This window comes from Oceanobacillus sojae (assembly GCF_900162665.1).
Classification (GTDB): Bacteria; Bacillota; Bacilli; order Bacillales; family Amphibacillaceae; genus Oceanobacillus; species Oceanobacillus sojae_A.
The window spans coordinates 555,430-576,615 of sequence record NZ_LT727812.1 but is presented as its reverse complement, the minus strand read 5'-3'; the positions used below and the strand labels follow the sequence as shown (position 1 = coordinate 576,615).

20 protein-coding genes, 1 other RNA gene and 1 riboswitch are annotated in these 21,186 nt (G+C 38.9%); of the genes, 20 read left to right on the top strand and 1 reads right to left on the bottom strand.

Features of this window, described 5'->3' with window-relative positions:
- Positions 1-1,305 precede the first annotated feature (1,305 nt).
- The 8 genes from BN1068_RS13615 (at position 1,306) to BN1068_RS13580 (ending at position 8,190) form a co-directional block, all read left to right on the top strand.
- Entirely contained in the window at positions 1,306-1,779 is a 474-nt protein-coding gene (locus BN1068_RS13615) for an ImmA/IrrE family metallo-endopeptidase (RefSeq protein ID WP_077601560.1), read from the top strand.
- A 947-nt stretch (positions 1,780-2,726) separates the two neighbouring features.
- Entirely contained in the window at positions 2,727-3,677 is a 951-nt protein-coding gene (locus BN1068_RS13610; RefSeq protein ID WP_077603393.1) for an MBL fold metallo-hydrolase, read from the top strand.
- 13 nt (positions 3,678-3,690) lie between these two features.
- Positions 3,691-4,308 carry a 3'-5' exonuclease gene (locus tag BN1068_RS13605; protein ID WP_077603392.1) on the top strand — a complete coding sequence of 206 codons (618 nt, stop codon included), beginning with the start codon at positions 3,691-3,693 and terminating at the stop codon, positions 4,306-4,308.
- A gap of 127 nt (positions 4,309-4,435) precedes the next feature.
- Positions 4,436-4,623: non-coding RNA, 6S RNA (ssrS, locus tag BN1068_RS13600), on the top strand.
- Positions 4,624-4,766: 143 nt separating this feature from the next.
- A complete protein-coding gene (locus tag BN1068_RS13595) occupies positions 4,767-5,516 on the top strand; it encodes an SDR family NAD(P)-dependent oxidoreductase (RefSeq protein ID WP_077603391.1) in 750 nt (249 codons plus the stop codon).
- A gap of 104 nt (positions 5,517-5,620) precedes the next feature.
- On the top strand, positions 5,621-5,995 hold the full coding sequence (locus BN1068_RS13590; RefSeq protein WP_077603390.1) for a VOC family protein: 375 nt from the start codon (positions 5,621-5,623) through the stop codon (positions 5,993-5,995).
- Between the two features lie 108 nt (positions 5,996-6,103).
- Positions 6,104-6,205: riboswitch (purine riboswitch) on the top strand.
- Positions 6,206-6,319: 114 nt separating this feature from the next.
- Positions 6,320-6,904 carry a xanthine phosphoribosyltransferase gene (locus tag BN1068_RS13585; protein WP_077603389.1) on the top strand — a complete coding sequence of 195 codons (585 nt, stop codon included), beginning with the start codon at positions 6,320-6,322 and terminating at the stop codon, positions 6,902-6,904.
- Positions 6,904-8,190, top strand: a complete 1,287-nt coding sequence (locus BN1068_RS13580) for a nucleobase:cation symporter-2 family protein (RefSeq protein WP_077603388.1) — start codon at positions 6,904-6,906, stop codon at positions 8,188-8,190. Before BN1068_RS13585 ends, BN1068_RS13580 begins: the two co-directional genes overlap by 1 nt.
- A gap of 63 nt (positions 8,191-8,253) precedes the next feature.
- On the opposite strand, the gene BN1068_RS13575 is transcribed toward BN1068_RS13580, so the two are convergent.
- A complete protein-coding gene (locus BN1068_RS13575; protein ID WP_077603387.1) occupies positions 8,254-9,672 on the bottom strand; it encodes a catalase in 1,419 nt (472 codons plus the stop codon).
- Positions 9,673-9,885: 213 nt separating this feature from the next.
- Here BN1068_RS13575 and BN1068_RS13570 point away from each other — a divergent pair, with 213 nt between their 5' ends.
- The 12 genes from BN1068_RS13570 to argC all read left to right on the top strand — a co-directional run bounded on the left by BN1068_RS13570 (position 9,886) and on the right by argC (position 21,172).
- On the top strand, positions 9,886-10,284 hold the full coding sequence (locus BN1068_RS13570; RefSeq protein ID WP_077603386.1) for a hypothetical protein: 399 nt from the start codon (positions 9,886-9,888) through the stop codon (positions 10,282-10,284).
- On the top strand, positions 10,284-10,844 hold the full coding sequence (locus BN1068_RS13565; RefSeq protein WP_077603385.1) for a maltose acetyltransferase domain-containing protein: 561 nt from the start codon (positions 10,284-10,286) through the stop codon (positions 10,842-10,844). The genes BN1068_RS13570 and BN1068_RS13565 overlap by 1 nt, the downstream gene beginning before the upstream one ends.
- 57 nt (positions 10,845-10,901) lie before the next feature.
- A complete protein-coding gene (locus BN1068_RS13560; protein WP_175637146.1) occupies positions 10,902-11,420 on the top strand; it encodes a DNA-deoxyinosine glycosylase in 519 nt (172 codons plus the stop codon).
- A gap of 11 nt (positions 11,421-11,431) precedes the next feature.
- The gene (locus BN1068_RS13555) at positions 11,432-12,505 is read left to right on the top strand and encodes a sensor histidine kinase (RefSeq protein ID WP_077603383.1); all 1,074 of its coding nucleotides are present in this window, start codon (positions 11,432-11,434) and stop codon (positions 12,503-12,505) included.
- A 26-nt stretch (positions 12,506-12,531) separates the two neighbouring features.
- Positions 12,532-13,170, top strand: a complete 639-nt coding sequence (locus tag BN1068_RS13550; RefSeq protein WP_077603382.1) for a response regulator transcription factor — start codon at positions 12,532-12,534, stop codon at positions 13,168-13,170.
- Between the two features lie 299 nt (positions 13,171-13,469).
- Positions 13,470-14,288: a cytochrome c oxidase assembly protein gene (locus tag BN1068_RS13545; protein WP_077603381.1), complete on the top strand. Its 819-nt coding sequence runs from the start codon at positions 13,470-13,472 to the stop codon at positions 14,286-14,288.
- Positions 14,289-14,456: 168 nt separating this feature from the next.
- Positions 14,457-15,389: an ABC transporter ATP-binding protein gene (locus tag BN1068_RS13540; RefSeq protein ID WP_077603380.1), complete on the top strand. Its 933-nt coding sequence runs from the start codon at positions 14,457-14,459 to the stop codon at positions 15,387-15,389.
- Between the two features lie 13 nt (positions 15,390-15,402).
- Complete coding sequence (locus BN1068_RS13535) at positions 15,403-16,659, top strand: ABC transporter permease (protein ID WP_077603379.1); 1,257 nt, start codon at positions 15,403-15,405, stop codon at positions 16,657-16,659.
- Entirely contained in the window at positions 16,656-17,768 is a 1,113-nt protein-coding gene (locus tag BN1068_RS13530) for an ABC transporter permease (protein ID WP_077603378.1), read from the top strand. Before BN1068_RS13535 ends, BN1068_RS13530 begins: the two co-directional genes overlap by 4 nt.
- Positions 17,769-17,999: 231 nt before the next feature.
- A complete protein-coding gene (locus BN1068_RS13525) occupies positions 18,000-18,965 on the top strand; it encodes an alpha/beta hydrolase (protein WP_077603377.1) in 966 nt (321 codons plus the stop codon).
- 115 nt (positions 18,966-19,080) lie between these two features.
- Positions 19,081-19,932 (top strand): AraC family transcriptional regulator, encoded by an 852-nt coding sequence (locus tag BN1068_RS13520; RefSeq protein WP_077603376.1) that lies wholly within the window; start codon positions 19,081-19,083, stop codon positions 19,930-19,932.
- 202 nt (positions 19,933-20,134) lie between these two features.
- Positions 20,135-21,172, top strand: a complete 1,038-nt coding sequence (argC, locus tag BN1068_RS13515) for an N-acetyl-gamma-glutamyl-phosphate reductase (RefSeq protein ID WP_077603375.1) — start codon at positions 20,135-20,137, stop codon at positions 21,170-21,172.
- Positions 21,173-21,186: the final 14 nt, after the last annotated feature.

Here is a 21,186-nt window from a genome sequence, read left to right as displayed (position 1 = left end):
AATAATATACGGTTCGCCAGATTTACGAAATTGATCTTTATGAGCCTCTTTCGCAAATTCATAAGCGCGTTCAATTAAAGCAACATCTTCATCAGATAAATATTCTTTTACTTTTTCTATAATATCTGTAATGCTGACATTTTCATCTTTTGCCATGTAATCACCTTTATTTACTTTCAATATTGAATAAATTATTTTATTAAAAATTAATCCTTCTCTGATGTAAAAATAAAAATAGCAACAAGTGTCTGAATGCTTGAAGCCATTTCTTTCATTAAAAATCTTTTAAATTTCGCGGATTTAAAAACATTATTCGATAATAATTACTATTATAAGACTTTTTTTATATTCCTGTCCAACTAAAACCTAATATAAGCAGATTAAAAATAACTTGCTTATCATATTGACAGGTGTTGATCGTTCCTTTCATCTAGCTCTTGACAAAGCAAAAACTCTATTTAGAAAGAAGGTGACGTGTAAGGCCACCGCTGCGGCGGACCGTTTTGCTTTCGACGTACAGGACGTACTAATGCAGGCGTTGCAACAACTCTTTTCGATGGGGTGAGTAATCGCAACCCCAGGACGTTGCGACCTTAGCCTGCCTAGGGACATGCTCTTCAGCTAACTTTTGCCAAGAAGAGCACTTGGCAAAAGTGGATCTTCAGATGATGCTATTCCCTGTCCAGCTGCAAGCGTCAAAAACTAGACAACTTCCCGAAAGCGCCCTACGATAAGTCATCATCCGTTCGTAAACTCACGGTGATTCCTTTATCTCAGTTGCTTCGGTCCAGTTGTTACGTTTTTAAACGACGCTTTCCGCTTTCCTCACAGGAGTCAAAACGGTCCGCCTCCGCTAGCAGGATGTTCTATACTGAAATAACTGAACAAAAAAAGGCAGATCTGACAGAACAAATTTTTATGTTGCATGGTAAACATGCTCAGCAATCCTTATTTTTGGTGCATGAAAGCTATTCTCGATATGAATTATTCATGCTGTCATGATTTGAACTGCTAAAACCCATTTGAAACACCAGCATGATTGTTTATTTAGGCTAAAAAACGATGATTTCATCTCACTTCATCAGGATATTATTTCTTCCATGCGCTGTAGAACCCTATTAGAGCGCAGGCCAACCACGTAGACTCCTAAGTGGTTCGCAGGCTAAAACCGTGACTCCTGGGGTTGCGATTACTCACCCCATCGAAAAGCGTTGTCACAACGCCTGCACTTGCACGTCCTGGGACTGCGATTACTCGCCCCATCGAAAACATTTGTGCATCGNTCTAAGAGAAATGAGGAATAGTATGTATGAAAAATTATTAAGTCACGCCAGTAAATATAATGTAGAAGTTTATGAGAAGTCTATGGTTAAGAATGTAAAAGGATTATATGCAGATAATGTCATATGGATTAATAAAAATTATTTAACCACCTCTGCAGACAAAGCTTCCGTTTTAGCAGAAGAATTAGGCCACTACCACACTACTGTCGGGGATATAATAGATCAGTCCAAAATTGTTAATCGGAAACAAGAGCTGCGGGCCAGATCCTGGGCTTATGAAAAGACGATTCCTATAGCAAAAATTATAGAGGCGCATCGTTTAAATTTGAGAAATAAGTATGAATTGGCTAATTATCTAGAGGTTACGGAGGCGTTTTTAGAGGCTGCTTTGCAGAGGTATAGGGAGAAGTATGGGCTGTCTGTTTGTTTTGATAATTATACTGTTTGTTTTGATCCCTTGGGGGTAATTGAGTGGTTTGATTATAGGAGACATTAAGAATAAATTGTTAACCCAACTAAATTTCTTATTAACTCAACTTTCGCACACTAAAAAGTAACTTCCTATCTATAGGAACAGGGGTTGATCATTTCTTCTATATATCTGTTGACAAAGATAGAAAGTAAAGTGTAAGGCCACCGCTACGGCGGACCGTTTTGCTTTCCTAGGGGCACGCTCTTCAGCTAACTTTTGCCAAGAAGATCACTTGGCAAAAGTGGATCTTCAGATGGTGCTAATCCCTCAGGAGTCAAAACGGTCCGCCTCCGCTGGCAGGATATTCTATACTGAAATAACTGAATAAATAAAAGGTAGATCCGACAGTACAAACTTTCGTGTTGCATGATAAAAAATGCTCAGCAATCCTTATTTTTGATGCATGAAAGCTATTCTCGATATGAATTATTCATACTGTCATGATTTGAACTGTTAAAAACCATTTGAAACACCAGCATGATTGTTTATTTAGGCTAAAACGATGATTTCATCTAACTTCATCAGGATATTATTTCTTCCATGCGCTGTAGAATCCTATTAGAGCGCAGGCCAACCACGTAGACTCCTATGGGAACAGGGCGAGCTGAAGATCCACTTGAAAAGCGGGTTTCTTTTCAAGTTAGCTGAAGCCGTCCCCATGGAAAGCGGAGTGGTTGGCCGGAGCGGAAGCTATACACAATAACCTGTTCAAAAAATAAAAAGATGAGTTAACTAAAAGCAAGCATGTTAATAGAGACCATGTACATCCTGGAACAGTTTATATGGTTATTTTTAGGTGCGAAAGTTGAGTAATAAGATTATGTAATTATAAAGCTGGCATTTCTTTATCGCATCTTGATTTATACTGCTTTAGCCAAATTATCTTAACCAGCCAGTTTGTATAATTTTGCAAATGCTAAAAATAACGATAGAATATCAGTATAAAGGATTACAGAAAAGAGAGATTTGACATGCTTGAGCAAATAACAGATGACATTTTTCGTCTCGTTGTCCACTTTAAGGGGGCGATGGGAGAAGTAAATAGTTATTTAATTAAAGGTGATTATGGCTATACCGTGATTGATACAGGAATTAATGCACCAGAAACAAAAGCATTATGGGAACGTGTTTTCAGCAGCTATAAAATAGAGAAGCTTGTACTGACACATACACATGAGGATCATATTGGGCTGGCACGGTGGTTCCAGGAAATGTATGAAATTCCAGTGTATGTTTCTAAACGCGGTTACGAAGAAATGTGTAAGGGAAGAGATGCCAAAGCCCGTAAAAATCGGATAAAGGACTTAATAAAAAAACATGGAGCACCGCCGATACCCTTAAAAATAAAAGATGAATCTTCTATTTATAAATTTGAGCCGGATGTTTTTTTTGATGATAATGAGGAGATAAGACTTGGTAATCGTTCTTACCAGGCAATTTGGACACCGGGACATGCTCCTGATCATTATTGCTTCTATCAGACGGAGACGGAGATAATGATTATCGGCGATCATGTCTTAAATCATCTCTCACCGGTAATTGGACTTTGGATGGGAGAAGAACGGAATCCACTGGATGATTATTTCCATGCACTGGATATATTGAAGAAATATCCGGTACGTCTGGCATTGCCCGGTCATGGTGATATGATCGAACATCTGGATGAACGGATAACAGATATTTCAAATCGTCATGGAAAAAGAATGGAACAGCTGATAGAGATTATGGAAAATGAGGAAATGACAGCTTTTAAATTAACATCCAAAGCATATGGTCCGATGAAAAGTCTTGCGTTTGCAAGTCAATTTATGGCAACATTGACCCGGTTAATTTATTTAGAAAAACAGTCAAAAATTAAGGTGAAAACAAAGAAAGGGAAGAATTACTATGGTCTTCCTGCAAAAGCATTTATAAGTGATTAGGAGCTGATAAGCGATGAAGTTTGCAGCAATCGATTTTGAAACAGCGAATGAGAAAAGAAACAGCGCCTGCTCCATAGGAGTTGTCCGTTTCGATGAGAACGAAATCTTTGATGAATATTATTCGCTGATAAATCCGTTAAGTGATTTTCGCAGTATGAATATTCGCATTCATGGAATTCAGGAAGAGGATGTACAGGATGCGCCAAGCTTTAAAGAATTATGGCCGACTCTGCAGGAAATGCTGGAAGGACATATTATTGTCGCGCATAATGCCAGCTTTGATATGAGTGTATTGCGTCAATCTTTATTAAAATATGATTTAGTACATCCGGATTATACTTCTTTATGCACTGTGAAAATTTCGCAGCGTGTATGGCCATACCTGGAAAACCATCGTTTGCATACCGTCGCTGCATATCATGATATTCCATTAATTCACCATCATGCATTGGAGGATGCGAAGGCTTCTGCCTCCATTTTGATGAAGGCGTTGGAAGCCCAGCAGGACGGAAATGCCGAACACTTTTTGGAAAGGTGGCTCGCTTCAAAAGCAAGTACACGCCGCAGTTATCCGAAGACAGGTACTAGTAGAAAGTCAGGCCGCGGATCAACTAAGCTGTTTTTATCCTAAGGAGAGATTGTAGGAATATCTATCAGGAAATGAGAACGTGTGAATAGTACTTCTTAACTTTTTAAAAAGAAAAAATTAGGCTGTCCTTATCATTGCGTATTTTATAAAAAAGGCGTATTATATTAATTACAAGCTACATTGTTCGTATCAATAAAAGTTTTAACCTCTAATGTTGGAATAGGGAGTTTTACATCGAAATTGAAATGTCGAGCCGTCATAAAGGAATGGAAGACAGGAAGGTTTCTGCGGACACCCACTTTGCGAAGTGGTGGTTTAAAACTTTTTATTGCATGGTACGGCAAATGTGGCCTGTATACATAGTTTATACTCAATCCCGATAGCGTTAACCGTTATCGGGATTTTTATATTTTAAGCATAGTAATGTGTATACTTTTTCTAAGTTGGGAAAACTACTGCTTAATGAATTTTAGCTGTAGAACAGAAAGGGAGTAATGGAAATGGCAAGTCGATTTGATGAAAAAATAGTAATTGTAACTGGAGCAGCAAGTGGTATTGGAGAGGCAACTGCTGTAAAATTTGCTGAGCAGGGTGCTAAGGTGGTAATTTCCGATATGTCGGAAAAAGGAAAAGAACTGGCGGACAAACTTAATCAAAAAGGTTTAGAAGCTGCTTTTATCAAAACCGATGTGACAAACGAAGAGGACGTCAAAAAATTAGTACATGAAACAGTTGCTAAATATGGCCGCTTAGATGTGGTATTTGCAAATGCCGGAATCGGCAACAGTACCATTCTGCATGAATTGTCTCTGGAAGCCTGGCAAAAAGTGATTGATGTAAATTTAACGGGTGTATTTTTAACGAACAAGTATGCAATTGAACAAATGCTGAAACAAGAAAGCGGCGGAGCAATTGTAAATAATGACTCCATTCACGGTTTTGTCGGCAAAGCAGGTGTGAGCGCCTATGCTGCTGCAAAGGGCGGCGTGAAGCTGTTAACACAAACGGCAACAGCGGAATATGCAGCTAAAGGAATCCGGGTGAATAATGTAAATCCGGGCTATATTGATACACCGTTACTAAAAGATGCTCCGGATGAAGCAAAACAGGAATTGATAAATCTCCATCCGATTGGCCGTCTTGGAAAACCGGAGGAAGTCGCAAATGCTGTTCTATTCCTGGCAAGTGATGAAGCTTCCTTTATTACAGGTTCCAGTCTGCTGGTTGACGGCGGCTATACAAGTATATAATATAACTAAAACAAATAGAAACAGATAATAAAATACGATTTTTCCTTCTTCCTGATTCCTGCTATGCTTAATATAAGAATACTGTTTCAGGAAGGAGAATTAATATGACATTTCAATTAGAAAAAATTGACCATGTTCAGTTATCTGCACCAAAAGATTCTGAAGAGACAGCGAGGAAGTTTTACAGAGATATCTTAGGCTTTGAGGAACAAGAAAAACCGGAGGCGTTAAAACCAAATGGAGGTGTCTGGTTCAGAAATGGAGAAATAGCCCTCCATATAGGAATTGAAGAACCATTTACTCCCTTGAAAAAAGCACATCCGGCATTTGAGGTATCAGGAATCGATAGATTGCAAACATATTTAGAAGGTACAGGCATTTCGACAAAATGGGATAGTAAACTTCCAAATACCAAAAGATTCTATATAAATGATCCATTTGGTAACAGGATTGAATTTCTGGAATGGCAACATAAATAAAAAAACTAAAAAGTTTTATCGAAATTATTTGAAAGATTTTAATTTTTTCCTAATCCTTGTTTTTGTGAATGTACGTGCTATACTAAAAGCATTCTTTAAATTTTAATTCAATCCAAAACGCATATTTTTCATATAATCGCGGGGATAAGGCCTGCAAGTTTCTACCGGTTTACCGTAAATAGACCGACTATGGAAAAGTATAAAAAGCGTGTATTTTGTCAATAGACAATACTTGCTTTCTTGATTATTCGACAAGATGCTCGAAAATCTACTTTTCCTATAGGTAGATTTTCGGGCTTTTTTATATTTTAGGAGGAATCATTCATGGATTTACTGAAGGAAAAAATTGTAGCAGAAGGAAAAGTCTTATCAGATGCGGTGTTAAAAGTGGATGCCTTTTTAAACCATCAGATAGACCCTGTATTAATGAAAGAAATTGGGAAGGAATTCGCGAATCGATTTCGGGATAAAAAAATAACAAAAATTCTTACACTGGAATCATCAGGTATTGCTCCTGCAGCAATGGCAGGCCTGGAGCTTGGTGTTCCTGTAATTTTTGCAAGAAAACGGCAATCATTGACTTTAACGGATAATCTTCTGACAGCAGAGGTTTATTCCTTTACAAAGCAGACAACCAGTAAGGTTTCTGTCTCTCATGATTTTATTAAAGAGGGAGATAACCTGCTGATTATTGATGATTTCTTAGCCAATGGACAGGCAGCGCTTGGATTAATAGATATTGCTGAGCAGGCAAAAGCAGCTGTTGCCGGTATCGGAATTGTTATAGAAAAAGGATTCCAGGAAGGCGGGCAGGCGCTTCGCGAAAAGGGAATGACTGTAGAATCATTGGCTATTATCGAGTCCCTTGAAAATAAGCAAGTGGCTTTTAAAGAGGAGGCTCGTCAGTAATGAAAATGGCGGCATTGGGTTTACAGCACCTATTAGCAATGTATGCCGGAGCTATTTTAGTACCGCTTATTGTCGGAGCTGAGTTAGGGTTGACTACAGAGCAATTAACGTATCTGGTAGCTATTGATATTCTGATGTGCGGTATAGCAACGCTTCTTCAGGTTATGAACAGCAAGTATATTGGAATCGGATTGCCAGTTGTATTGGGATGTACCTTTACCGCTGTTGCACCAATGATTGCTATTGGCGGACAGTACGGTATTTCCGCTATCTATGGCGCAATTATTGTATCTGGATTATTTGTATTCTTGATAAGCGGATTCTTTGGTAAGCTTGTCCGCTTCTTCCCGCCGGTAGTAACGGGATCCGTTGTAACGATTATTGGAATTACGCTGATTCCTGTAGCAATAAATAATTTAGGCGGCGGAGAAGGAGCAGCGGATTTCGGGTCATTTGCTAATATCGCACTCGGGTTTGGAACATTATTATTTATCATTCTAATGTACCGGTTTACAACAGGGTTTGTGAAATCTATCTCTATCTTAATCGGTTTAGGCGCTGGGACGATTGCTGCCGGATTGATGGGAAGAGTTGATTTTTCAGCTGTTGCGGAGGCTTCTTATTTCCATATGGTTCATCCGTTCTACTTTGGAACACCGACATTTGAATGGTCAGCGATTATTACAATGATTTTAGTAGCAATGGTATCTCTCGTAGAATCAACAGGTGTTTATTTTGCCTTAGGCGATATTACGAAGCAAAAATTAACGGAAAAAGATTTATCCAGAGGGTATCGTGCAGAAGGACTGGCAATTTTACTCGGAGGAATTTTCAACGCATTTCAATATACTGCTTTTTCTCAAAATGTTGGTCTTATGCAGATGACCGGCGTAAAGAAACGCAGTGTGATTGTTATCACGGGCTCTATGCTGGTTGTATTAGGATTCATTCCTAAAATTGCTGCTGTTACAACAATTATTCCGACTTCGGTATTAGGCGGAGCGATGCTGGCGATGTTTGGAATGGTTGTGGCTCAGGGGATTAAAATGCTTGGTGCAGTCATTTCAGAGTCAACGGAGAATTCGATGATTATTGCATGCTCAGTCGGTATGGGACTAGGTGTTACCGTTGTGCCGGAATTGTTTGATATACTGCCATCTTCATTACAGATTTTAACGAGTAACGGTATTGTAGCGGGAAGTGTTACAGCGATTGTTTTAAATATTATTTTTAACATGACACCCCGTCGTAAAACGGAAACAGGAGAACTGGCAAAAGAAGCATAATAGAAAAGTGTAAATAATAAGAAAAACTACTGATTTTCTCCAGCAAAATCAGTAGTTTTTCTATTACTGGCGCAGTCCATTCGATACACGTTTACCCAGCTCAGGGGAAGCAAGAGATAGATATTTGATTACCTTCGCTTGTAAATCCCTGTGTATACCTGTCAGGCCGGCCACAAGATTCGAAACAAGATGAGATTTTCCTGTTTGTGATAATGACTGATAGAATTCTCCAGCCTGTGAAAAATCATCCTGCTTTGCTTTTGGTATATCTGAACGAACGAGTCTCCCTTCTACAAATTCTCCTTCTCCACTTGTCTGCAAATCATCTGGCTGCCAATGTTTCTGATCATTTATTGGCACTTTACGGAATTGCGGACCAATCCGATAACGCTGGGAGTCCCAATAAATATTTGACCGCCCTTGTAATATCTTATCAAATGACAACTCTGCTCCATCCAATAAATTTGAGGGTGAAAAAGCAATCTTTTCTACTTGTTCCATGTAATTGTCGGGATTGCGGTTGAGTACCATCTTTCCAACAGGGTGGAAAGGCAATATTTCCTCATCCCACACTTTTGTATCATCAAGCGGATCGAATGGCAGTTTTTCTGTATCCTCCGAGTCCAAAATTTGAACGTACAGCCCATATTCTACGGATTCGTCTCCCGCAATTGTCTGGAAGAGATCTTCAGCAGCATAGTCTGGGTTCATCGCTGCAAGCTTCTCAGCCTCCTCATTTGTAATATATTCCACACCATCAAATGGAACCCAGAGGTATTTAATGTAATCGCGCTTTCCTTGCGCATTTCGCCATACGTACGTACTGACACTGTGGCCCGGAATCCGCCGCAGACTTTTGATTGTACCATGATCAGAATAAAGCTGGACGAAAAAATTAATGGATTCTGGAGCGGTGGCGACAAATTCCCAAACCCGGTTGGGATCCATTAAATTGTTCTTCGGTGAGGGCGACATTACTTCCACACTTTCTGCAAAACGCCTTGGATCGCGTAATGAAAAGATGGGGATGTGGTTGCAAATAAGGTCGAAGATTCCATCGTCTGTATAGAACTTCGTTGAAAATCCACGCACGTTTCGTAACGTGTCCGGAGTGCCTTTATTGCTCGCTCCGAGCGAAAAGCGGACTGCGACAGGAACGGTTGTACCAGCCTGCTGCAGAAAGGGAAGCTTGGTGTATTCGCTCATACTGTTCAATGTTTCGAAATAACCGAAAGCCCCAGTTCCTTTCACATGTAAAGGCCGTTCCACAATCTTCGAGTGAACAAGTGTTTCCAGTGATTCATGCAAAATACTATCTTGCTCCAGTATTGGACCTTCCTTACCAACCGTTTGTGAATACAATGATTCAGGATTATTCTTTTGCTCAGGTTGACGAACGGGATGTTTGTTTCCTGTTGATGCAGCTGTTTTTCGAACAGGAATCTGTCTTCTTTGATGAGGATTTTGATTGTTCTCGGTCATTATTTCCTCCTTGTAAAAAAATAATCTACTCTATATTGTTATGAATGGTACTTGTATCAATATGTATCATGAGCAAAACTAAACGGATGAGATGAAAAATGAAAATGATAATAACTGACAGGCAGTGCATTGGATTGCTAGCATTTGAGAGCAACCTGAGCTAAAATCAGAGTATATCTTTTTTATGTAAACGACGAAGGAGGAAGCACAGGAATGACTGATTTGTCAAATGGTACGCTATTTATCTATGGATTTATCATTTTAGCAGCATTGCTGGTTGGTATCGTTCAATGGGGGAGAAGGCGTTATGAAGTATTGGCGGTTTTAGCTATTATTTTATCTCTTTTATTGCCGCTTGTGAGTTTTTTATATAGTATTAATCGTCCGGAGGGTATGAATGAAATAGCTTATATATGGCAGCAGGCCAGAGGAAGAAACGGTATTGGCGTTTTTCTTTTATTAGGATATCTGTATATCCTTTTTTGGATATTCTTTGGTCCTGAATTTAAAAAACTGTATACGTTTATTTCCGGTAAGATAAAAAGGGTAATTCGCTGGTGGAAAAACCGCGAACAGAAACAAAATAAAAATAAGATGAAGGAGGAGATATAATGTCGATAGAAAAAGAGAAAATGCAGGCAGGAGAATTATATAATCCGGGAGATGACGAGCTTGTAAAAGATCGGCTCTATGTCAGGAAAATGATGCGTTATTATAATGGCCTTACAGAGGAGGACACTGTCAGACGCACAAGCTGTCTGAAAGAAATATTTGGATCAACTGGAGAATCACTTTTTATTGAACCTGATTTTCACTGTGATTATGGCCATAATATTCATGTTGGCGAGAATTTTTATGCAAATTTTAATTGTGTCATGCTGGATGTCTGCCCGATTCGTATTGGCGATAATTGCATGCTTGCACCAGGAGTACATATTTATACAGCTACCCATCCTATTCACCCTGAAGAACGCAATTCTGGAATAGAACTTGGTAAAGCGGTAACTATAGGTGATAATGTATGGATTGGCGGCGGAGCAATCATTAATCCTGGTGTAACAATTGGAGATAACACGATCATTGCTTCCGGTTCCGTCGTGACCAAGGACGTGCCTGCGAATGTTATCTATGGAGGAAATCCAGCTAAGTTTATTAAAAATGTAGAGCTGTAGAAATCAGTTCTGCAAAAAAACGGGTTTTATTGCTAAATATTAGTAAGGAGGGGCATCATGGATAAGCTTCAATCATTTGCACCTGTTATCGGCAACGGGCCAAGAGTTCTTATTGTCGGTTCCATGCCAAGTAAAAAATCGCTGGAGGAGCAGGAGTATTATGGGAATCCCAGAAATCATTTCTGGCCAATCATGTATCGTATTTTAGAGGAGAAGCCAGCCGAAACGTATGCTGAAAAAATCCGCCTGATCAAGAAAAATCACATAGCATTATGGGATACAATCGGATACTGTTACCGGCAGGGGAGCCTGGATATGCATATTGAAGAAGAAGAGCCTAACGATATTGCCGGTCTTTTAAAAGAATATCCAACCATCCAGCTTATTTCCTGCAATGGAACGAAAGCTTATCAAATGTATAAGAAGTTTATTACTCCACTGCTGCAGCAGGAAATCGATGTTATCAAGCTCCCTTCCACAAGTCCAGTTCCAGGGAAGTACAATAAAACGTTCGAAGAGAAAATAGAATCCTGGCGTGTCATAACAAACTACTTAGATGATATAAAGTCTTATTGAGAGGAGATATAATGAAACTATTCTGGCAGCAATTTGTGCTTTTTTCAATATTATGGATTGGCTTGCTCCTATTCAGCAGTAAGTTCATTGCTTTTCATTTCTTTTTGTTTGCGCTGAGCCTGGCTATGTTTTTCCTGCTGTCGTTCCGTATAAAAAGGCTGTATTTATTATTCGGAAATATTATTATTATATTATGTGCTGGATTCTTTTTCTCAGAAAATGTTGTATTTTCCGCTGGTTTAGCATGGTTCCTTTTATTATTAGCCGCCAGGCAGCTACATACAAATGCTTACTATATCCTTTTATCAGGCGCCATTATTATCTGTCTGTTATTTTCATTTATTCCATCCATTTCCTACGCCCTGTTTCTGGGAAGTATTTTTATTTTTGCATTAAGCTTTCTCCTGCATAAACAATGGAGTAAAGACCAATATTATAAAAATTTATACGATAAGCTAAGTGATTCCTATCGGCAGCTGAAACGGCTCCATCTAACAGCTGAAGAAAATGCCAAGATAGAAGAAAGAACACGTATTGCCCGAGATATGCATGATTCTGTCGGACATCATTTAACGGCATTAATCATGCAAATAGAGATGCTGTCTATAAAATATCCAGATTTAGAATTAGGACAAATGAAGGGGTTAGCGAATAGAAGCTTACAGGAAACACGAGACGCTGTAAAAGCATTAAAAGAGGAGGAAACGGAAGGAATAGCAACCGTAGTCTATCTAATTCGAAAATTAGAAAGTGAAAGTCATTTGAATGTACATTTCTCAATGAAAAACGGTGTATTATCTGTGCCAATATCGAATGTCAAAAGTGTACTTCTTTACAGAGTTATTCAAGAGGGGATTACCAATGCTATGCGTCACGCAAACAGTCGTGAAGTCCATGTGACATTAAGCAAATCTGCAGATGGAGCAATTCAATTTGAAATAACGAATGCAATTTATGAGGTGAAGGCTTTTGAACCGGGATTTGGCCTGACAAATATGCGGAGCCGTATTGATGAACAAGATGGCAAATTGGAGATCATTCAATTGCCGGATAAATTTGTTTTATCAGGCAGGGTTCCCAGTTAACATACAGTGAAAGGAGAGGATAATGGATGTTTCACGTTATGCTTGTAGAAGATCAGGAGATTGTACGGCAAGGATTGCGAATGATTCTCGAACAGGATAACGAAATCCGTGTGAGCTGTGAAGCAAGTAATGGATTAGAGGCAATAGAGAAGATGGCAGCTCATCGAGTTGACGTTATTTTTATGGATATCCGTATGCCGGATATGAATGGAATTGAAGCAACGAGAAAAATAAAAGATCAGTGGCCGGAAACAGCTATTTTAATCTTAACCACCTTTAACGATGATGAATATGCACTGGAAGCACTTAATGAAGGAGCAAGCGGATTCTTATTGAAAACCTCTGACGGAAAAAAGCTTATTGAAGCTGTTTACAGTGTGATGAAGGGCGGCGTAGTGCTGCATGACGAAGTAACAGCAAAAGTAATGCCGAGATTATTGAAGCAATCTAAAAAAGCAGCTGCTGCCCCGCATGTTGATCTTACGGAAAGAGAAAGGGCGATTATAAAACGAATTGGACAGGGGAAAACGAATAAAGAAATCGCTGCGGAGCTGTATCTATCCATAGGAACTGTTAAAAATCATATTTCTGTTATTCTTCAAAAGACAGGTCAGAGAGATCGGACGCAGCTTGCTATTTATGCAGTAACACATGACATCTCCTGAAAGAGAATGTCAAGAAATTGTACCATTTCACTGCTGAAGACAGGTGTTACATATTTTATAATGAAACATGGAACATTAGCGTTGAGGGTACAGCGGGTTTCGCACCATCCTTCTGTATTAGCGAACAAGATGGCCGGGTGTTTTGCCAATGATTGTTTTGCGGCGGTTCGTCCCGGTCTTAAGCTCTGATGAGAATGAAGTTGACTTATACTGTCATCGGAAATTCGAACCACTTTGAGATTTTAATAACGAGTAGTTCAAGGTTGAAGTAATCTTAATTGAAGTTTGGTGAAGGATTTATGATTGAAATATTTTTAGATGAATTTCATTTTTCTACACTGTGGAACGGCGGAATCTTCTTATTTTGTGCATTTATTATTATTTGTTACTTTTTTATGATTCCTTCCAAGGGGAAAGTCAAGGCGATACATACAATTTCTTTCCTATTGGGTATGATTATTCTATTTTTAGCTGCAGGAAGTCCGCTGAATATTATTGGCAGACTGACACTGCAGGCGCATATGTATCAAATTGTCGGTTTGCTGTTTGTGGCAGCACCACTGCTGGTTATTGGCTGGAGACCGAAATCGTGGATCAGCCAAAAAATAAGCTGGATGCCGAGAATGCTTGATTACCTCAGAAAACCGGCAACAGCTATTATAATACTGACTGTCTTTTTTTACAGCTATCATATGCCATTTATGTTTGACATTGCCCGTATGGAGTTATATTGGAATCATTTCTTTATGCTGGGTTTATTTATAGCAGCCTTAAATTTCTGGTCTGCATTTTTCTATTATTGGCTGGATAATCGTGTCAGATGGTATGCAATGGCGATACAAATTTCTGCTTTTCTGCCATATTGTTTTTATGGATTATTAGCAAGTACAGGTATTTATCAAACTTACAATGATCCCGCTGTATTTCTGGAATCATTAAAAGTCTGTATTCCGGTTGATCTCCAGATGCCGGATGAATTCTATATAGGCTTTTTACCGTTCGACCCGGTTTACGAGCAGCAGATGGGAATTTTAATTTTTCTGTTCAGTATTGCACTGGTATCTGTTATTACTTTGGTTTGGGCGCAGCGGCAAACTAAGAATGAAAAAGCATTATAAACTTTAAAGCAGCAGAACTGATTTTTCAGCTCTGCTGTTTTTCTATTCTATTATCTCAAAAAAATGACTGGAGTCACTTTTTTTCAGAGTGATTAGTGACGAGAGGTAGTGTTTCTTTGTTTCAAAAGACGATAAAATATAAGTAGATTCTCAGAAGGAGGGAATATCGTGCTGGAATTAGTTGATATTTCAAAGCGTTTTAAAAAAATAGAAGCAGTAAAGTCATTAAATATGTTTATCGAACAAGGGGAGATTGTTGGGTTGCTCGGGCCGAATGGAGCTGGAAAGTCAACGGCGATCTCTATACTTTCTACGTTAATTGAACCAACACAGGGAGACGTGCGTTTTTTAAAAGAGTCTGTTATCAAAAAGCCTGCTCCGTTACGGAAAGCCATCGGGGTTGTCCCCCAGGAAATTGCGCTATACCCGCAGCTGTCAACGGAGGAAAATCTGCTTTTCTTTGGGAGAATCTATCGATTGAAAGGATCAAAATTAAAACAGCGTGTCAATGAAATTTTAGAGCTGATTGGTTTAACAGAGAAAAGAAAAGCACTTGTGGATTCTTTTTCAGGTGGAATGAAAAGACGCTTGAACATCGGAGTTGCGATGCTTCATAATCCCCAAATCCTAATTATGGATGAACCGACTGTGGGGATTGATCCGCAATCAAGAAGCTATATTTTAGAGACGGTAAAGCGTTTGAACAAGGAGCACCAAATGACGGTCGTCTATACAAGTCATTACATGGAAGAAGTCGATTATCTGTGTGATCGTATTTACATTATGGACCAGGGGAATTTAATTGCTTCTGGTACCAAAGAGGAAATTAAGCAGATTCTTTCCTCAGAAAATACGATTTCCATTCAGGCTGATCGTTGGAATAGTAAGTTTATTGCACAGTTAAAGGGACATGAATCTATTACGAAGGTTCATGTTGAGGGGGATGAGATTACATTAATTACACCAAAGGAAGTCAATCTGTTTTCGGAAATTATTTCCATGACGGAAGAATACGGGATTGCTTTACGCTCACTGCATGTAAAGTCCCCGACATTAGAAGATGTGTTCCTGCACTTAACTGGAAGAGCATTACGCGATTAAAGGAGGGGGTTCTATGTTATTTCAATTAATTAAAAAACAATTGCTCCTGCTATGGCGTAATCCAGTCCAAATTTTTTTACTTTTGGGATTACCGATTATACTCATTCTTATTTTAAGTATTGCATTGGCTGGCTTTATGGAAAGTGGCAGTCCAAAACTTGAATTAAAAGTAGCCTGGCTGGAGCATGAGGATGAATCGGAACAGATAGAACGATTTATTAATGAAATGAATGCGCTTGGTGTACCGGCAGAGACTTTTGGTGACAGTGAAGATATGCAAATAATTACGATGCTTAGAGAGGATATTTTTCAAGGGGAAGATTTGCAGGAAATGATCGAATTAAATGTTATTCATGAAGATGAAAAAGCAGATGTGCTTGCAGATGATTCCTATTCAGGTCTAATCGAGGTTCCGGAAAACTTCACCTATGATATGTTGCAGATTATCTCTGAACAAGGCGGTGAAAGACCTGAAATAACGTTGCATGTCAATCAGGAGGATGGCATTTATTCATCTGTCTTATCGCAAATTTTAGAACAATTTGATGAGAATCTGACAACACAGACCTTCCTTCAGCAGAATGGTCTTGCTGTAGACATGAAAGAAATGCAGGCTGCAGCAAGTGCCGGGGAGCAAACACAAATTAATCAAATGGAGCCGATTTCTTCGCGTGATTATTATACCGTAGCAATGGCTGTCTTTACCGGATTATATGTTGCTTCCACAATTGGATTCTTTGCAACCAGAGAAAGACAGGATCAGGTATTTGATCGTATTATTGTCGGGGATATGTCAAGGTGGCTGTACTTCCTCAGTATTTTAATTTCGGGTACGATTATTGCCTTTATTCAATTATTATTTCTCTTTTGTTTTTCGTATTTTGTATTCCAGGTTAGTTTTAATGACATTCTGACATTTTTGATTACTACCATCTCTTATGCTATTGCTGTAGGGGGAATTACTGTTTTATTGACGGCTATCAGCTACCGTTTTAAATCAGATGCAATCATCGGATTTTTTTCAGGAGTAGTAACCTCTATCTTAGCATTTATCGGAGGAAGCTTTTTCCCAATTGGAGAATTATCGGAAACCATAGCGCACTTAGGTAATTTGACGCCGAACGGATCTGGATTGAGTGCTTATATCCAAATACTCCGTGGGAGCGGTTTGGAGGATGTTGCCAATTATCTTATCTATATGATCAGCTTTGGTGTTGTAATGATTATTGTGGCTGCGATGAGCTTTCCAAAAAGGGGGTCAACACGATGAAAGGGATACTCTTAGCGCGGGTACGTGAATTTATTCGTAATCCATTTACTTTCCTACTTTTTACAGGAATGTCTATTGTATTTGCTTGGGTGATTTCATCTATGAACGTAGGTGGCGGGGGAGGAGGTCTTCCGGTACCGGTATATGTAGAAGAGGAGGCCGACAGCTATCAGAGCTCTCTTGAACAACAGGAGGCTTTTCAATTTTATCCAGTAGATAAAGAAACGTTAGAAGCAGAGCTCAGGGAAGGCGAAGCAGATACGGGTGTCATTTTATATGAAAATCGGTTTGATATTTTAGTAGGTGTAGAATCACCGAATGCTGGTCTGATTCAACAAACGGTTCAGAAGGTATATACAACAGATATTCAGGAAACGTTAATCGGAGATGCAGCTGATGCAGCGGGGATGGAGGCAGATCAAGCTGTTTCAGCCTACAAAGAAACATTATCTGATGGAACATTCGATTTGACTGTAAATAGCTTTTCTGGGGAAGAATCCTGGAAATACGATGATAATGTTCATCGTATCGGCGGCTTTGCATTATTTTTCGCAATTTATACCATTGCATATGGAGTAGTGAAAATTTTAACAGAGAAGCGGATGGGTGTCTGGGACCGAATAATTTTATCGCCGGTAAAAAAATCAGAAATGTATATTGCTAATCTGCTGTACAGCTTTATCGAGGGATATCTACAGATTTTAATTATTTTCAGTGTCTTCTATTTCTGGCGGGGGATTACCTTCAATGATCAGATGATTGAAATTTTACTGATGTTAATTCCATATGCTTTAGCAATTGTTGCTATGTCGATTTTAATTACAGCGCTTGTTAAAAATGTGGAGCAATTTAATGCAGCAATCAGCATTATTACAGTAAGTTTAGCGATGATTGGCGGGGCATTTTGGCCGCTGGAAATTGTCAGTAATCCTGTTTTACTATTTTTAGCCAAACTGAATCCAATTAAATATGGATTGGATATTATCCAAGGAGCGGCAGTATATGGATACTCTTTTACGGAGCTTCTGCAGCCGATCAGTATATTGACATTGATGGCTGTTTTATTTACCGGAATCGGCATTCATTTAATGGAAAAACGTCATATTTAATTAAGAAAGTTGATAAAACGTAGAAGAATGTGTATTCATACAGGTTCTTCTACGTTTTTATGTATCTAAGGGTATGAAAAATCAGGAGAATTTAAGAGATGAATGACTTAAGAAATGCCTATCTATTCTATAAAAATGTCATAATATCTCCCATAACTTGGATTATATACATAAGTGAATTTCTTGTATAATGAAATAGAAAGATAGACAGATAGAAAAGAGGGTCATGGTGTGAAGAAAAAGAAAAAATGGATTTGGATTATTTCAGGGGTAGTTGTTATACTCCTTATTATAAATTTTGCAGCTGCCGTTTTCTTTTATAATCTCGCCGTTGAGCGTAATGTAAAGGATTTTTTGAACGGAAATACAGATTTAGAGGTTGAGGCTGAGACTTTGGATGTTTTATTGGACGGCGATTGGCGTGACTGGTCGGATGAACAGCCGTTTGAAACATGGCATCAGACTTCCTTTGACGGACTTGACTTGCAGGGATATTATCTGGAGGCAAAACAGCCGACGAAGAAAGTAGTTATTTTCGCTCACGGCTACTTAGGCCGTGGAAAGGATATGTCTTTATTTGGCCAGCATTATTATGAGGACCTGGGATATAATGTTTTTACTGCAGACATGCGCGGGCATGGAGAAAGTGAAGGAGATTATATCGGTTTTGGCTGGCATGACCGTCTGGACTTAATTAACTGGATTGATCAGGTTATCGATCGGGTTGGCGAAGACGCGGAAATTGTACTTCACGGCGTTTCTATGGGAGGCTCCACTGTATTAATGGCGAGTGGAGAAGAGCTTTCTGCTAATGTGAAAGCAATTGTAGCAGATGCTTCTTACACAGACGCAAATGACCTGTTCGCTTATCATCTTGACCGGATGTTCCACCTGCCGTCATTTCCATTTATTCCGTCTACCAGTCTGGTAACAAAGATACGGGCAGGCTATGGTTTGAAGGAAGCTTCTGCACTGGATCAGGTTGCAAAGGCAGAAGTGCCGATTTTATTTGTTCATGGAAAAGAGGATGTCTTTGTACCGACAGAAATGACGGAGGAGCTCTATGAAAATACCAAAAGCGAGAAGGAGCTTTTACTTGTAGATGAAGCAAGTCATGGAGAATCCTTTGTGAAGGATGAAGAATTATATAAGAAAACTTTGGATGCATTTTTAGAGCGTTTTGTAAAGGAAGACTAGCGAAAATGCGGCAGATGGCTGCCTATACAATCATGTGAAATCTGTCAAAGGTGAGCACGGAAGAACAGGATTTCGGCAAAGGGTCTTGCTAAGATGTTATTAAGGGGTGAGTCACTTGATGTGGGTGAAATCAATACAAACAGCTTTGAACTATATGGAAGAAAAAATACTGGAGGAGCTATCCATCGAAGAAATTGCAAAGCAGGCGAATTTTTCTGTGTTTCATTTTCAAAGGACATTTAATGTAATGACAGGAATTACTGTTGCCGAGTATATTCGGCGGCGACGTCTGACCTTGGCAGCCAATGAGTTAAGAAAATCAGATGAAAGGATTATAGATATTGCCCACAAATATGGTTATGAAACCCCGGAAGCTTTCTCGAAGGCATTTCGTAAACAGCATGGAATTACACCAAGAGAAGCACGGAAGCATTCAGGAAACCTCACATCTTATAATCGCCTGGTTATTCAGGTGAATTTAAAAGGGGAGAATCCTATGAACTACAAGATTATTGATCATGATGCATTTCAGGTAATTGGAGTAAGAGAAGAATTTTCATTAATGAACGAACAAAATCTGACCGGGATTTCTGAAATGTGGCAGAAGGCGCATACAGACGGTACCGATGAATTATTAAGCAGTTTGAATAATGGACCGGTGCAAGGAGTTATAGGTGTATGTGATGATAAAAATGATAAATCCATCGACTATTGGATTGGAACAGCTTATCAGGGTGAAACACCAGGTAGATTCGAAGCCACTGAGATTCCAGCATCTAAGTGGGCGATATTTGAAGTTCACGGCGCAATGCCTGATGCTATTCAAAAAGTGTGGAAGCAAATATTTTCAGAATGGTTTCCATCCAGCAATTATGACCATGCAGGTACACCAGAATTAGAAGTGTATTCGGATGGTGATGCTTCTGAAGAGGATTATTATTCAGAAATCTGGATTCCGGTTAAATAAACAGAATACATTTTAAAATGAAATTAAGAAGGACATTGATCACATCAAAAGAGGATCGATGTCTTTTTTTTATGCAATTATTATACATATAAACTTGTGATTTAAACAAATTTAATTAATATTTATAAATTCCCTTGCATAAACATACATAAAAATTTATAATGATTAATAATTAATTTTTCAGACAAGGGAGAGAAGGTTATTGAAAAAAGCAGCAATTATTGGAGGAACGGGTTACGGGGCAATTGAACTTATAAGACTCCTCCAATCACATAAAGAAATCCAGCTTACTAAAATTATCTCGCAATCACAGGCAGGGGAGGATTTATCATCCACTTATCCGCATTTATCGGGAATTATCACTAAAAAGATGGAATCACTAGATTTAGAGGAGCTGGAAAAAGAGATTGATATTTTATTCTTAGCAACTCCGGCCGGTGTCGCTAAGAATATTATTCCTTCTTTTCAGGACACTTCCATTCAGTGCATTGATTTATCGGGAGACTTCCGGCTGACAGGGGAGGAATACAGTGAATGGTACGGAAAAGAGCCTGCTCCGGCTGAATTCTCGGAAAAAGCGGTGTTTGGACTCAGTGATATTTTTACAGAGGATATAAAAACAGCTTCTATTATTTCTAATCCAGGCTGTTTCCCAACTGCTGCTTTATCAGCGTTAATCCCTCTTATTGACGGGGGTAAGATCCAGACGGAAGGAATTCGTATTGATGCAAAAACAGGAATTTCCGGAGCTGGAAAGGGCTTGAGTGAGAAAACACATTTTTCTACAACAAATGAAAATGTTATTCCCTATAAAATCGGGCAGCATCAGCATATTCCGGAAATTGAACGATATGCTTCCAAGTTTGCTGAAAAAGACTTAAAAGTATCATTTACAACACATTTAATTCCAATGACAAGAGGTCTGATGTGTACGATATATGCAGATATAAAAAATCAGGAAACAACAGCTTCTATTTTAAATTATCTTGAGGAATATTATCAGGAAAAATCTTTTGTCCGGATTTTACCGGAGGGAATTTTCCCGACAACGAAGGGTGTATCAGGCAGCAATTTTTGTGATATTGGAGCATATGTGGACTCGAGAACTAATAGCATTGTTGTTGTATCAGCAATTGATAATTTAGTAAAAGGAGCTGCCGGTCAGGCAATTCAAAACGCCAATATTATGAATGGCTGGGATGAGACGATGGGATTGGAATTTATACCGGTATTCCCGTAATTAGGAGGAGAATA

Bases quoted from the DNA above. Each gene is read 5' to 3' on its own strand.
- BN1068_RS13580 (WP_077603388.1), top strand. From the start codon at position 6,904: ATGAAAATGGCGGCATTGGGTTTACAGCACCTATTAGCAATGTATGCC.
- BN1068_RS13550 (WP_077603382.1), top strand. From the start codon at position 12,532: ATGTTTCACGTTATGCTTGTAGAAGATCAGGAGATTGTACGGCAAGGA.
- BN1068_RS13590 (WP_077603390.1), top strand. From the start codon at position 5,621: ATGACATTTCAATTAGAAAAAATTGACCATGTTCAGTTATCTGCACCA.
- BN1068_RS13555 (WP_077603383.1), top strand. From the start codon at position 11,432: ATGAAACTATTCTGGCAGCAATTTGTGCTTTTTTCAATATTATGGATT.
- BN1068_RS13530 (WP_077603378.1), top strand. From the start codon at position 16,656: ATGAAAGGGATACTCTTAGCGCGGGTACGTGAATTTATTCGTAATCCA.
- BN1068_RS13560 (WP_175637146.1), top strand. From the start codon at position 10,902: ATGGATAAGCTTCAATCATTTGCACCTGTTATCGGCAACGGGCCAAGA.
- BN1068_RS13565 (WP_077603385.1), top strand. From the start codon at position 10,284: ATGTCGATAGAAAAAGAGAAAATGCAGGCAGGAGAATTATATAATCCG.
- BN1068_RS13585 (WP_077603389.1), top strand. From the start codon at position 6,320: ATGGATTTACTGAAGGAAAAAATTGTAGCAGAAGGAAAAGTCTTATCA.
- BN1068_RS13535 (WP_077603379.1), top strand. From the start codon at position 15,403: ATGTTATTTCAATTAATTAAAAAACAATTGCTCCTGCTATGGCGTAAT.
- BN1068_RS13595 (WP_077603391.1), top strand. From the start codon at position 4,767: ATGGCAAGTCGATTTGATGAAAAAATAGTAATTGTAACTGGAGCAGCA.
- BN1068_RS13615 (WP_077601560.1), top strand. From the start codon at position 1,306: ATGTATGAAAAATTATTAAGTCACGCCAGTAAATATAATGTAGAAGTT.
- BN1068_RS13610 (WP_077603393.1), top strand. From the start codon at position 2,727: ATGCTTGAGCAAATAACAGATGACATTTTTCGTCTCGTTGTCCACTTT.
- BN1068_RS13605 (WP_077603392.1), top strand. From the start codon at position 3,691: ATGAAGTTTGCAGCAATCGATTTTGAAACAGCGAATGAGAAAAGAAAC.
- BN1068_RS13570 (WP_077603386.1), top strand. From the start codon at position 9,886: ATGACTGATTTGTCAAATGGTACGCTATTTATCTATGGATTTATCATT.
- BN1068_RS13575 (WP_077603387.1), bottom strand. From the start codon at position 9,672: ATGACCGAGAACAATCAAAATCCTCATCAAAGAAGACAGATTCCTGTT.
- BN1068_RS13545 (WP_077603381.1), top strand. From the start codon at position 13,470: ATGATTGAAATATTTTTAGATGAATTTCATTTTTCTACACTGTGGAAC.